General features: G+C 35.1%; 10 protein-coding genes and 1 riboswitch. Of the genes, 6 read left to right on the top strand and 4 right to left on the bottom strand.

Features of this window, described 5'->3' with window-relative positions:
* Window positions 1-13: 13 nt before the first annotated feature.
* From secD to BAZ10_RS03075, 4 genes are all read left to right on the top strand, one after another.
* Complete coding sequence (secD, locus tag BAZ10_RS03090) at window positions 14-2,908, top strand: protein translocase subunit SecD (RefSeq protein ID WP_078770799.1); 2,895 nt, start codon at window positions 14-16, stop codon at window positions 2,906-2,908.
* Between the two features lie 96 nt (window positions 2,909-3,004).
* Window positions 3,005-4,216, top strand: coding sequence for a TCR/Tet family MFS transporter (locus tag BAZ10_RS03085; protein WP_078770798.1), 1,212 nt, complete (start codon window positions 3,005-3,007; stop codon window positions 4,214-4,216).
* A 60-nt stretch (window positions 4,217-4,276) separates the two neighbouring features.
* Window positions 4,277-4,702, top strand: a complete 426-nt coding sequence (locus BAZ10_RS03080) for a Sec-independent protein translocase subunit TatA/TatB (RefSeq protein WP_078770797.1) — start codon at window positions 4,277-4,279, stop codon at window positions 4,700-4,702.
* 2 nt (window positions 4,703-4,704) lie between these two features.
* Window positions 4,705-5,259 carry a phosphatase PAP2 family protein gene (locus BAZ10_RS03075; RefSeq protein ID WP_078770796.1) on the top strand — a complete coding sequence of 185 codons (555 nt, stop codon included), beginning with the start codon at window positions 4,705-4,707 and terminating at the stop codon, window positions 5,257-5,259.
* A 269-nt stretch (window positions 5,260-5,528) separates the two neighbouring features.
* On the opposite strand, the gene rlmH is transcribed toward BAZ10_RS03075, so the two are convergent.
* Complete coding sequence (gene rlmH, locus BAZ10_RS03070; protein ID WP_009093184.1) at window positions 5,529-6,002, bottom strand: 23S rRNA (pseudouridine(1915)-N(3))-methyltransferase RlmH; 474 nt, start codon at window positions 6,000-6,002, stop codon at window positions 5,529-5,531.
* Window positions 6,003-6,034: 32 nt separating this feature from the next.
* Between rlmH and BAZ10_RS03065 the strand changes: the two genes are divergently transcribed.
* A complete protein-coding gene (locus BAZ10_RS03065) occupies window positions 6,035-7,030 on the top strand; it encodes a YihY/virulence factor BrkB family protein (RefSeq protein ID WP_165689545.1) in 996 nt (331 codons plus the stop codon).
* A gap of 67 nt (window positions 7,031-7,097) precedes the next feature.
* Here the strand turns inward: BAZ10_RS03065 and BAZ10_RS03060 are convergent, their stop codons facing one another.
* The 3 genes from BAZ10_RS03060 to cdd form a co-directional block, all read right to left on the bottom strand.
* A complete protein-coding gene (locus tag BAZ10_RS03060; protein ID WP_245803730.1) occupies window positions 7,098-8,150 on the bottom strand; it encodes a YncE family protein in 1,053 nt (350 codons plus the stop codon).
* Window positions 8,151-8,165: 15 nt separating this feature from the next.
* Window positions 8,166-9,989 carry a TonB-dependent receptor plug domain-containing protein gene (locus BAZ10_RS03055; RefSeq protein ID WP_078770794.1) on the bottom strand — a complete coding sequence of 608 codons (1,824 nt, stop codon included), beginning with the start codon at window positions 9,987-9,989 and terminating at the stop codon, window positions 8,166-8,168.
* Between the two features lie 31 nt (window positions 9,990-10,020).
* Window positions 10,021-10,194, bottom strand: a riboswitch (cobalamin riboswitch).
* Between the two features lie 7 nt (window positions 10,195-10,201).
* Window positions 10,202-10,687, bottom strand: coding sequence for a cytidine deaminase (gene cdd, locus BAZ10_RS03050; protein WP_078770793.1), 486 nt, complete (start codon window positions 10,685-10,687; stop codon window positions 10,202-10,204).
* Window positions 10,688-11,016: 329 nt separating this feature from the next.
* Here cdd and BAZ10_RS03045 point away from each other — a divergent pair, with 329 nt between their 5' ends.
* Window positions 11,017-14,025, top strand: coding sequence for a TonB-dependent receptor domain-containing protein (locus tag BAZ10_RS03045; protein WP_078770792.1), 3,009 nt, complete (start codon window positions 11,017-11,019; stop codon window positions 14,023-14,025).
* The last annotated feature ends 5 nt before the right edge of the window (window positions 14,026-14,030 follow it).

Here is a 14,030-nt window from a genome sequence, read left to right as displayed (position 1 = left end):
AAATCATAAAAAAATGCAAGGAAAAGGACTCATTACCACTATTGCGATCATCCTCGGATTGATATGCATTAATGAACTCCTGCCGAGTTTCTATGCGAATAGAATTGAGAAAGAGGCACAAGCTCTTTCCGGAGGCAATGAAGTTAAGTACAAAAAGGAATTAGAAAAGTTGTCCAAAGACACGCTTAATCTAGGGTTTACTAAACTGGATTATCGTTCGGCCAAGGAAAAAGAAATGAAGCTTGGTTTGGATTTGAAAGGAGGGATCAACGTTTTGTTGGAAATTAATCAAAGAGACCTGGTTAATGATTTAACGAATTATTCCACAAACCCTGTTTTAGTAGAAGCTTTGAACAGAACAGATGCTGCACAAAAATTCTCCACTAAAACATACATCGATAACTTTTTTGTTCAGTTTGATGCTGTAAACAAAGAAAAAGGGACAAATGTAAAACTTTCTAACCCTGAAGTTTTCGGTACTCAGAAGCTAAGTGATCAGATTAAATTCAATACACCTGATGACGAAGTAAAAAAGATTATTTCTAAGAAAATTGATGCCTCTGTAGGTTCAGCATTCGAAGTGATCCGTACACGTATCGATAAACTAGGGGTAACACAACCGAACGTACAGAGAGTACCTGGGACAGGTCGTATTTTGGTTGAAATGCCTGGTATCAAAGATATTGACAGAGTAAAGAAATTACTTCAGACTTCAGCAAGACTACAGTTCTGGGAAGTACAGACTGCTGGTGAAGTGGCTCCGTATTTCCAGCAACTAACTTCTGTTGTAATGACAAAAGGAGATTCTATCGGTGTTAATAAGAACATAAATCTTATCAATACTCTGGATATGCAGAATGGTGCAAGACAAAACGGAGTAGCTAATGTTAAACTTTCAGATACAGCTACTGTAAACAAATTATTGAATAGTGCACAGGCTATTAAAGCTCGCCCTGCTAACCTTAGATTTACTAAGTTTATGTGGGCTGCAAAACCTGAATCTAATACTCCTGATAATTTAACATTATATGCAATCCGTGGAACAGCAAATAACAAAGCTCCGCTTGATGGTGCTGTAAAAGATGCACGTGTTAACTACGACCAAATCGGAAGAATTGAGATCGGAATGCAGATGGACTCTGATGGTACCAAGGTATGGAAAACACTTACAGAGAAAAACATCGGAAGACCTATCGCTGTAACTCTGGATGATAATGTATATACTGCTCCAAATGTAAATACAGCTATTCCTAACGGACAATCTGTAATTACAGGAAACTTCAGTCAGGATGAAGCTAAAGACTTAGTAGATGTACTAAACTCAGGTAAACTTCCTGCTACTGCAAAAATTGTTCAGGCGGATGTTGTAGGACCTTCATTAGGCGCTGAATCGATCAATGCAGGGGTTATCTCTTTCATTATTGCATTTGCTCTTATCATGGTATATATTATTTTCTACTATGGTATGGCTGGTGTTTACGCTGTAATTGCAATGATCATTAACTTATTCTATGTGTTCGGTATTATGGACTCTATAGATGCTACGCTTACCTTACCGGGTATCGCAGGTATCGTATTATCTATGGCCATGGCAGTAGATACGAACGTAATCATCTACGAGAGAACTAAAGAAGAATTATTTGCAGGAAAAGGAATCCGTGAAGCATACAACGATGGTTTCAAGCACGCTTTATCTGCGATTATTGACGGACACGCAACAACATTACTAACAGCTGTTGTATTATATATTTTCGGTACAGGACCTATCCAGGGATTTGCTGTAACCTTAATTATTGGTATTCTGATGACTTTCTTTACTTCGGTATTATTATCGAGAGTAATGATCTTCAGCAGACTTGGAAAAGGAAAGAATATTTCAGTATGGACATCGTTCTCTAAGAATCTTTTCAGAAATATCTGGATCGACTTTATCGGGAAAAGAAAATGGTCTTACATCTTCTCTACCGTGTTAATGATTATCTGTATTGCATCTATCGTTACAAAAGGCTTCAAATTTGGAGTTGACTTCAAAGGAGGAAGAAGCTATGTTGTAAGATTTGACAAGCCGGTTGTAGCTTCCGATATTCAGGAAGAATTAGCACCGCTATTCAAAACTAAAGATGGTAAGAACGAAGCAGTAGATGTTAAAACATTTGGTAACTCTAATCAGCTTAGAATAACAACTGATTACAAAATTGATGATGTTAATACAACTATTGACTCTGAGATTGAACATAAATTATATGACGGATTAAAGAAACACCTTCCGGCTAATGAGACATTCGAAGCTTTCAAAAGTTCTGATGTCGGACACGCAGGAATCGTTTCCTCTACAAAAGTAGGACCTACAGTAGCAGATGATATTCAGGTTCACGGTACATTAGCAGTATTAGCTGCTTTAGCGGGGATCTTCATCTATATCTTATTAAGATTTAGAAAATGGCAATTTTCTCTTGGTGCTGTTGCAGCATTGTTCCACGATGCAGTAGTAATCTTAGGGGTATTCTCCTTATTCTACACAGTAGCGCCATTCAATATGGAGATCAACCAGGATTTCATTGCAGCTGTACTAACAGTATTAGGATATTCCATTAACGATACGGTAATTGTATTTGACCGTATCCGTGAATACCTTAGAGAAAGAAAATCTATCAGCCTTGCAGGTCTGTTTGATGACTCCATCAGCAGCACATTAGGTAGAACATTCAACACTTCATTCACTACGATCTTGGTTATCCTAGCGATCTTCATCTTCGGAGGTGACAATATGAAGGGCTTCATGTTTGCATTATTAATCGGTATTGGTTTCGGTACTTATTCATCCATCTTCGTTGCATCAGCAATTGCTTATGACTGCTTGAAGGGAAGAAAAAAAGACGCCCCGCCAGTACATGAGATAAACAAATAAAAAAAGCCCCGAGATTCGGGGCTTTTTTTATTATTAATTTTAAAATAAACAATAATACAGTAACAATTCATTATTTTTGTTGCGCTTTTTTAAATTATGGAAAATAAAAAAACGAAAACAGCGATAGGTTTTATATTTATCACCATGCTTATCGATATAACAGGATGGGGGATTATTATCCCGGTTATTCCTAAGCTGATAGAAGAACTTATTCATGGTGACATAAGTGAAGCTGCAAAATATGGTGGCTGGCTAAGCTTTGCATATGCATTTACCCAGTTTATCTTTGCTCCTCTGGTGGGTAACCTTAGTGATAAATACGGCAGACGCCCCATTATTCTGATATCCTTATTAGGCTTTGCAATAGATTACGTATTTTTGGCACTATCACCTAATATTATCTGGTTGTTTATAGGTCGTGTTATAGCGGGTATGACGGGAGCCAGTATCACAACTGCGAGTGCTTATATCGCCGATATTAGCACAGAAGAAAACCGGGCAAAGAATTTTGGGCTTATTGGTGCTGCTTTTGGTATGGGATTCATTATCGGACCTGTACTAGGAGGGCTTTTAGGTCAATTTGGTTCCAGAGTTCCTTTTTATGCCGCAGCTGTACTTTGTTTAATCAACTTCATCTACGGTTACTTTATTCTTCCGGAATCTCTGGATAAAGATCACAGAAGAGAATTTGAATGGAAGAGAGCTAATCCTATAGGATCATTATTTATGTTGAAAAAGCACCCTAAAATATCGGGTCTGATATTGGTACTTATTTTGGTATATATTGGTGCACATGCGGTACAAAGCAACTGGTCTTATTTTACCATGTACATGTTTGGTTGGAAAGAAAAAGAAGTTGGCTTATCTCTGGGACTTATAGGGTTATTGGTTGGTTTGGTACAAGGAGTGCTTATACGCTGGATAAATCCTAAAATAGGAAATGAACGAAGCATCTATTACGGGCTCGGATTATATGCAGTTGGAATGTTATTATTTGCTTTTGCTACCGAAAGCTGGATGATGTTTGCCTTTTTAGTACCATATTGTTTAGGTGGTATATGCGGACCTGCGTTACAATCTGTAATTACAGGAAATGTATCCAAACAGGAACAAGGAGAGCTACAGGGAGCTTTAACCAGCCTTATGAGTGCAACAGCTATTATTGGACCACCATTAATGACGAATCTGTTTTTTTACTTCACGCACGATCAGGCACCTTTCCAATTTCCGGGAGCTCCGTTTTTTCTTGCATTCATAATGTTGGGAATGGGAACAGTGATTGCCTATTTTAACTTTAAAAAGAAATAAAATTGCTGAAATTAAACTTAAAAACGGCAAGGTTAAGAATATCTTTTGTAATTTTGATTTATGGAACTTAGCATAGGAGAAATGTTAGTGGTGGCATTAGTCATCGTAGTATTATTTGGACCGGATAAAATACCGAGTATTGCACGCGAATTAGGACAGGGCGTCCGTAAAATGAAAGGTGCAATGGAGGATATTAAAACGGAGATTATGAAGGAGGCTGATAATCCGATTTCAGACATCAAAAAGGAGATTGATAAAGTAAAACAAACCGTTACTGATATTAATCCACTTAACGATGTGCAAAAGCAAATAGAGGATATGAAAAACTCTGTTAATCCGATGGATCAGCATGTAGCTGATACTTCTTCTCCGACTCCGGAAAAGACTTCAGAGAATATTGCCCATACAGAAACTGAACAAGTAGTTTCTGCCGAGAAAAAAGTTGATCCTTTAAGCGATGAACATATTGGTCCGGTAAGCCGATAGATATGGAAGAAATCATTCATTCAGATAAAGAGCTGTTATTATACCTTAACGGTCTTGGATCATCAGGTTTCGATTCTTTCTGGATCTATATGACCAAACCATTAGTTTGGATACCTCTGTATCTTTTATTGATGTTTCTGGTTTATAAAAAGTATTCTGTAAAGAATTTCTTATTTATATTACTTTTCATTGCTGTAGGAATTACAGCAAGTGACCAGATTGCCAATATTTTCAAATATGGCTTCCAAAGGCTGAGGCCTTGCCACGATCCTGAACTGATTAATCATATGCGTTTGGTTACCTGTGGTGGTAAATATGGATTTTACTCTGCACATGCGAGTACTACGTTTTTTCTGGCAACTTTTTTGAGTTTTCTTATCGGAAGAAATTATAAGTTTTTACCTTATTTGCTCTTTATTTGGGCAATAGTGGTCTCTTACAGCAGAATATACCTTGGTGTTCATTTTCCGGGGGACGTTGCTGTAGGTGCTCTAATGGGATTCTTATTAGGTGGATTATTCTCCACGCTGGCACTGAGATACGTTAGAAAAAAATAATATATAAAAAAGGTTCTTCAAAACGAAGAACCTTTTTTAGTTACGGTAACCATATCAATATTAATAGGATTAGACACAAATTTCGGGTTGATATAGAGAAAATAGTCCTGTTTTGAGATAGTATTCCTCCGGAATACCCAACTTCTGATATACATTTTTTTACACAGATCAGGCTCCTATGGAGCATTTTCTAATCTTTCATATCATAAAAATATAATTTATTGTAATGTATGAGGAGCTCCGTTAGGAGCTTTATCTCTTACAGGTTATTAATCGTTATGATAGGGTTTCCCCTGAAGAATTGTGGAAGCACGATAAATTTGTTCTACAAAAAACAACCGGATCATCTGATGGGTGAATGTCATTTTTGACAATGAAATTTTTTCCTGAGCTCTGCTATAGATTTCTTCAGAAAATCCATAAGCACCTCCTACAAGGAATGCAAGATGTCGGGTAGACATATTCATCCAATTATCTATTTTGGATGCAAATTCACGGGATGTAAACTGTTTACCTTTTTCATCTAATAACACAACGGTATCTGTATTATCGAGATAATTAAGGAATAATTTAGCTTCTTCTTTTTTTAACTGGATATCAGTAAGGTTTTTGGCATTTTTAACGTCCGGTATCTCAATAAATTCAAAATTGAAATGTTTCGGAAGACGCGGAATGTAATAAGCAATGAGTTTCTTAATTTCAGCATCATCGGTTTTGCCAATACATATCAGACTTATACGCATTTTAGTATCTTTGCTTTTGCAAATATAGATGAATGCCTTTAAAAACGCCTCAACTTATCATTAGATTTCGTGATTTTCTGGACAGCATACACCTTCCTATGCTGGGAATTTCATTGCTGAAGATGTTTGAAATCTATGGAGAAGGTATTTTTAAAAACCCTGTTATCAGGCAGGCAGCAGCAATTTCATGGGCTTTTTTCCTAAGCCTGTTTCCTTTTTTATTATTTCTGCTTTCAATTCTTCCGTATCTGCCGCATTATGACAAACTCCAGTTTTATATATTCGATGTTATGCTGGCCAACATATTACCGGCTGATATAAAGGTTTATGTTACGGAATATTTGCAGGACACTCTGATTCCGAATCTTAAAGGCATCAGCAACTTTGTAACCATTATATTGGCATTAATATTCGGGACAAACGGAACACATGCCCTGATTATGGGATTTAACCTGAATACAGACGTAAAACGTACTTTCTTCAGAAATTACGGTATTGCATTGCTTATCACCATTGCCTTTGTAAGTATTACAGTTTTGTCGCTTTTGGGAATTTATTATGCAGAAGTTGTAATGAAGTTGTTTAATCCGGTAAACAGTATTTCCTGGTTGGTCAACAACCTAACAAAAATTATCAGTTTCATTTCATTCCCTTTATTCTATTTTATTCTGCTGGCCTTATTTTACTGGGTAGGCTGTCTTAAAATCAAAAGATTCAGAGAGGCAATTCCGGGGGCTATTTTCAGCACTTTGCTATTTGGGTTTATTACTTATGTTTTCGCCTTTTATGTACGGGATATTGCCCGTTATAACTTCTTATATGGTTCTATTGGTTCCATAATCCTGGTTATGATCTGGGTAAACCTGAATATCATTCTTATTTTGTTTGGTAACGAGCTTAATTTGGCAATAAAAAAGGTAAAAATGGACAAAAAGATAGGAGATGAGCTGGCAGCACAAATAGAACAGCAACAGTTTCTGCAAACTTCGCCTGGGCCCAATAATAACGATCACAATATCCAGTTATAAAAAGGGCCGTGATAAGCGAACTTATACACGGCCGAGGATAGATGATTTGGTATTTTAACTATCAGTACTAATTTTTGTAAAATCCATTAGTACCTCTTCCTGCTTCAAAAGTCTTAAGAATATTCCCAGTTGAGCTGTAAACTGTAACAGTACTATTAGCAGTAAACTTATTTGAATCAGCCGTATATATTTTTCCGTCTATTACATCAAACCCATATAATCCAGAATCTTGATCACTAGCAGATGCTGTAATAACTGGTGTTGTAGGAGCATTTGTTGCATTCATATCCATTGCATAAACCTTTACACCGGTAGCAAAATAAAATTTTCCGCTATCAATTCTAAGTTTTGATGCTTGAGATATACCTTTTAAGACAGTTGTTTTAATAATAGCTCCGGTATCAGAAAGTGTGTAAACATATGAATCTGTTGCACTCGCATCTGAAGCTAGTACATAAATATTGTTATTATAAGGAAGAATATTCTGAATCTGACCATTAGGTATTGTTATTTCAGATTGCAGGTTATTAGTACTTCCGTTAACATAAGAAATTTTATTTCCAAAACCGAAAGATGCATTTTGCACAAAAATGTTTCCGTTTGCAGTTGCAATTCTTTCAGCTACGTTAGAAACATCAATTTTTTTAACAAAGGACAAATCAGAAATATTATAGATACTTACGTATTTGCCTCCCTGGTATTTGTCATTAGTCACATATATATATTTGTCAGTAAATGCAATATATCTTGGGCTTACAATTTCTTTGGTAATTTCACCTACTTTTTTAAAAGTATAACGGTTAACTATTTTAATCTGATTAGAGTTATTAATTACCAGATATGCATAATCACCCTTGAAACCAATTGTATTTAATACATCACCGGTTACCTCATTATTAACCTTGTTATATATATCCTGATTTACTGTACCAAAGTCATTTGTAGCAAAGCTTACACTGGCATTAGGTGTAGTGAAATTTCCCTCATTGGATATTATTATTCCCTGACTGTATGCACCTGTTGGGGGATTCGGAATATCATCGGATCTGTCGTTGTTACAAGATACATTTAATAATAATGCTATCCCTAAAAAGACTTGCAATAATTTAGTTACTTTCATTCTCATATTTTATATTTAGAAATTTATATTTACAAAAAGGCTATAATTCCTTTTAGGTAAGGGATAATACAATGTAGTTTCATATATTGTATTGGTTATATTATTAATCTTAAGACCTAATGAATAACGCTTTAATAATGTTCCCGAAACTCCTGCATTTAAAACAAAATAAGATTTTAATGCTTCATTATTACTTTCATCAGATGTAGTATACGTTTTACCATTCCACATTCCCTGAACATATAATTTCATGAATTTATATTCATAACTAATATTACTAAAGAATTTATGCAGGGGAACGTACATAAGTTGCTTTTGAGTATCTGAATTAACAGATTTAGTAAAAGAGTATCCTAGTTGTGCATTGATATTATGATTTTCAGTAATCTTCTTTTTATATTCCATCTGCACTTCGGACCCATAAGACTCCACATTGTCGGTATTGATTGGAGCCCAATATCCACTAGCTGTAGGGAGCCACCTGATCATATCTTTTATCTTGATATAAAATGGTGAAATCACTAGACTAAAATCATTAATTTTAAATTCATGATTCATATCTAATTGAATGGCTGTCTCTGGTTTAAGATTTATATTACCTCCTGGTTGCCAATATAAATCATTGAATGATGGATATCTGAAATTTTTGGAAAAGCTTGTTTTAACATTATAAAACCTTAAAACATTCCATTTTCCAGAAAAAGAAAATAAAATTGGAGAAGAAATATCCTCAATAAAATCTTTTTTTACACCTCCTTCAAAACTTAATTTCTTAAATGGAAAATATCTTACAAGTCCTGCCAAGGAAAATATGTTACGACTTACATCCTGAATTCCTGATTGATAGCCTTCTCCTTTATTCTGTTGAAATTCAGAAATTATATTAATATTCAATTTCTCATTCAGGAAATAATTAAAATCATTTTTAATTATATAATTTTTGCCTGATCCCCCGCTTGATTTTGGTTCAGTAATATTAGTATAGTATTGGAAGTTTTCTTCTGTATATGCTAATCTTAAATTATTATTAATATTTTTTTTGTTGTATTCCCAAGCAATTAGACTTCGAGTATTCTGAGCTTTGTACTTTGTTGGAGTTGTTGTTTCAAAAAAAACAGGATAATGCTGAGAAGAATCAAATAATTGACTTTGCCAGGAAATCTTATTATTATAGTTTAATTTATAAGATAACCCAAAATTAAAAGTCGTATTGTAGTAATTACCGTTTCTGTTTACATAATTTTTTTCTTCAACATTATAATCATTTTTACTAATAGCATAATTACCTGAAAATTTGACACTAAACTTCTCATTGCTATATGATGTTCTTAATAAGGTATTAAAAGTTTCATATGATCCAGCTTCTGAATAAAGAGAGCCTTTTAGTCCTTTGCTAAAATCTAATGTATTATTAAGGTGGATACTCCCTCCAATAGCTCCACTTCCATATACAACACTTCCTCCGCCTGGTTTTATATCTAACTGATCATACCCCAGAAGCCCTGTATTATTAATATCTCCCTGACCCAAGAAAGAAGAATTTATATTGATACCATTCCAAACAAAAGCTGTTTGTTGTGCAGTTGTACCTCTGAAAGATGGAGATGAAACAGCTCCTCTGCCATTTTCTTTAATATAAACAGGAGATTGAAAACGCAGAACCTCTGAAAGGTTTGTCGCATTCTTTTCAAGATCAGAAGAAGTTAATTTAGTGATATTATGAAAATTGCGTACTTTGTTTATTTGATTATCAAATACATAAACTGTGTCAATAATCTTTTCCTGAGCCATACATAATGTAAAGCTAATTAAACAGGATGAAACAAAAACTTTTCTCATACGAATAACTTTTCCTCCGAAAGTTGTTAATTAATAATTATTGTTTCAGGCAGGTCTCCTGGCTTTCACATTTCTGTGCCTTCCCGTAATTACAGTGGCTTTGTACAGAAATACTTTAGTGATCTACAGTTGCGGGGACAGCTCTGGTGTTGCACCAGATTCCCTTTTCATCGGACAATGCCGAACCTGAAATTTTTGCAAATATAAGAAAGTTATAAATAATTTTTGTCGAAAGAAAAAGGTAGTAAATCTTTTACACTGTAGCACTTAACTGTCTTTCCTTGTGTAGACGCAAAATAAATCTCAATAGGGGAGCTTTGCTTACTTTCATATTCTAATATAGATTGCCTGCATGAACCACATGGCGGAATTGGAATATTATTATCGGCTACCTCATTTTTGGGGCCGCCAACTACAAATATTTTTTTAATTTCCTGTCCGGGATGGTTTGCTGCCAACCAGTATATAGCGGTTCTTTCAGCACATAATCCTGAAGGGTATGCTGCATTTTCCTGATTGTTGCCGACAATAATTTCGCCATTTTCAAGAAGGATTGCACATCCTACAAAGAACTCCGAGTATGGAGCATAAGCTATTTTACGAATTTCAGAAGCTGTTTCGAATAGCTTCTTTTCGGTATCATCTAATTCCGATATGTTTTTATAAACTTCAAATTGAATGTTTAAATCTTGTTTCATTCGTTACAAATAAAGGGAGGTAAAATTAATCATAAATATCGAAATACAAACTATTATAATAAAGTTGCATTCTTAATCCACATACAGAAAGAAAATCAGCTGTTTATAATACATGAAAACCGGGTAATTCTAAATATCATACTTCACCTTTCTCCAAAAACCAGATCTATCGACACTATTTTAATAAAATTTAATATATAGAGAGTAGGATATTTTATATTTTCTAAAGCTTTGCTTTTGCATTATTTCTCAAATATAAAGTTAATGAAATGCTAAACAGGTGTTAATATTAACTTAAAATACGAGGAATACTTTTGCAAAAAAACTGAATGAAACGAGTATTATTATCTGCTTCAGTTGTATTACTACCATTTTTACCTTACGCACAGGAAGTTAGTAAAAAAGATACACTGAAACAGAAAGAGAAGAACATTGAGGGAGTTGTAATTACCGCCTTGGGAATTGGTAAGAAAGCTAAGAAAATTGGTTATTCCACTCAGGAGATCAATACCAAACAATTCGAAACTGTAACTACACCTAGTGTAGGAAATCTTTTTGCCGGACAGGTTGCAGGTCTTAATGTCTCCAATCCTCCGGGGATGCAGCAAAAACCAACTTTTACATTGCGTGGAAATTCTAACGTTATTATTGTAATAGATGGCGTTATTGTAGACGACAAAACATTCCAGGCACTGGATCCTTCTAACATCGAGAATATTAACGTACTGAAAGGAGCTACCGCTTCTGCATTATACGGTTCCAGAGGAAGATATGGTGCTATCTTAGTAACTACTAAAAGTGCCAAGAAAAGTGGATTCACAGTTGAATTTGGCCAGAACACTATGTTTACAGCTGGCTTTACCAACCTTCCAAAAACACAAACAGAATACGGAAACGGTTCTCACGGTAAATATGAATTCTGGGACGGTGCCGATGGTGGTATCAATGATGGAGATATGATCTGGGGTCCAAAATTTGTTCCAGGAAGAAAGCTTGCTCAATGGAACAGCCCAATACTGGATAAGCAAACTGGCCAGGTAATTCCGTGGTATGGTAATGTTGCCAATACTCCGTATAATGATAAATCAAGATACGAAAGAGTACCTACAGACTGGACTTACCATGATAACCTGAATACGTTTTTGACGCCTTCGTTTATCAACAACACCAACTTCGCGGTTAACTATAAGCACAATAAAGATACCTACAGACTTTCCGGAAACTTCATGAATTTTGATGACAGAATCCCTGAGTCTTATCTTAGAAAATATGGAGCGAACTTCTCCAGTAATACATACATCACAGATAAGTTAAGTTTTAATACAAAATTAGCTTACAACAGGACGACTACACCAAGCATGCCTAATTACAATTATGATCCAAGCGGACATATGTATACCATACTTATCTGGATGGGTGGTGATGTAGACGGAAGAGACCTTAAAAATAATCTTTGGGTAAAAGGAAGAGAGGGCTATCAGCAAGCAAACTGGAATTATGCATGGTATAATAACCCATGGTTTGGAGCTAAAAACTTTAAAAACAGTGTTGCTACAGATGTCTATAGCGCCCAAACAGGATTAACTTATGAAGCATCAGACGATTTTACAGTGAAAGGTAAAATCTCCTATGTAGAGAATGATACAAAAAACGAATTAAAGAGTCCATATTCTTATTTCAATTACGATGCTCCAAGAAATGGACGTTACAGAGTAACAAACTCTAAAACTATAAACCTAAACTACGATGTTCTTGCTACCTATAATAAGGCTATTACAGACAATATCAACTTAACAGTTAATGCAGGAGGATCAGGATTCTATTATAAATATAAAGATGATATAACATCAGTTGACGGACTAAAAGTTCCGGGAGTATATTCTTTCGATAACTCTATAAAGCCTTTAACCCGTGACTATAATATAAACGAAAAACTTATTTATAGTGCTTATGGTACAGTCGATTTAGAGTTTTATAAAACTTTATTTGTGAACGTTTCAGGAAGAAATGACTGGTCTTCTACATTACCAAAAAGCAACAGATCTTACTTTTATCCGTCTGCATCCTTCAGTTTATTGCTGAATAATATAATCCCAATGCCAAAAGCATTTGATATTGTAAAACTTTATGGTTCGTGGGCACAGATTGCATACGACTTCGATCCTTATGCGATCAGAAATTATTATCTGAATAATGGCGGAAATACCTTTAATGGAAATCCTTACTACACTTATCCATCTGTACTAAACAAAGAAGGAAACATTGGTCCTGAAAAGACAAGATCTTATGAAGCAGGTTTGAATATTGGTATGCTGAATAACAGAATTAGCCTGGATGTAGCATATTACAATACACTGGACTATAACAATATTTTAAGATTCCCAGGCTCACAGACATCTGGTTTTGCTACAGAAGTGGTAAATGGAAATAAATATACTACAAATGGTGTAGATATATCCTTAAGCCTTGTACCTATTAAGAATAGTAATTTCCAATGGAAATCTTTACTTAACTGGAGCAAATCGGTTCAGAAAATTACCGAAATCTACCAGGGAAGAGATAACTATAATAACATTAAACTTAACGAACGTACTGATAGTTTCTACGGTTATACCTGGAAAAAGAATGCCAACGGAGCACTTATTTTAGATGCTAACACAGGTCTTCCAACAAGAGCAGATGCTCCTTCTTATCTTGGACATTTTAATCCAGACTGGACATTTGGCTTCACCAACACCTTCAAATACAAAAATCTTAGCTTAACTGTAGGTATTGATGGTAGCTTTGGCGGCGTAATGGAATCTGTAGTTGTTGAGAAAATGTGGTGGGGTGGTAAGCATCCAAATTCTGTACAATACAGGGATGCAGAATACGATCAGGGTAAATATACATTTGTACCAAATGGAGTTAATTACAATCCGACAACTAATACCTATACACCACATACAAAAGCGATAAGCTTCCAGGATTGGGCACAGAACTACCCATACCGTGCAATGGTAACAGAAAGCGAGAGCAAAGAATATGCAAACGTTTTCGACAGATCATTTATCAAACTTCGTTCTGTAGTGTTGGAATATGATTTCACATCAATTCTCAATCCTAAAGGATTTGTAAAAGGACTTACAGTAAACTTATCCGGATACAATCTGGCAATTTGGAAGAAATCTAAAAACCTTTATTCAGATCCCGATTATAAAATTGGAGGAACTGGAATTGGCTCAGGTCGAAATAATGTGCAGGGGGGCTCACCACTTAACGCACCACAAACATTATCTAATGATATTCAGGATCCTGCAAGCAGATGGTTTGGTGTTGGTTTTAACTTAAAATTCTAGTAAAA

The organism is Elizabethkingia occulta (assembly GCF_002023715.1).
In the GTDB taxonomy this organism is placed as follows: domain Bacteria; phylum Bacteroidota; class Bacteroidia; order Flavobacteriales; family Weeksellaceae; genus Elizabethkingia; species Elizabethkingia occulta.
This window is presented reverse-complemented; position numbering and strand designations above follow the sequence as displayed.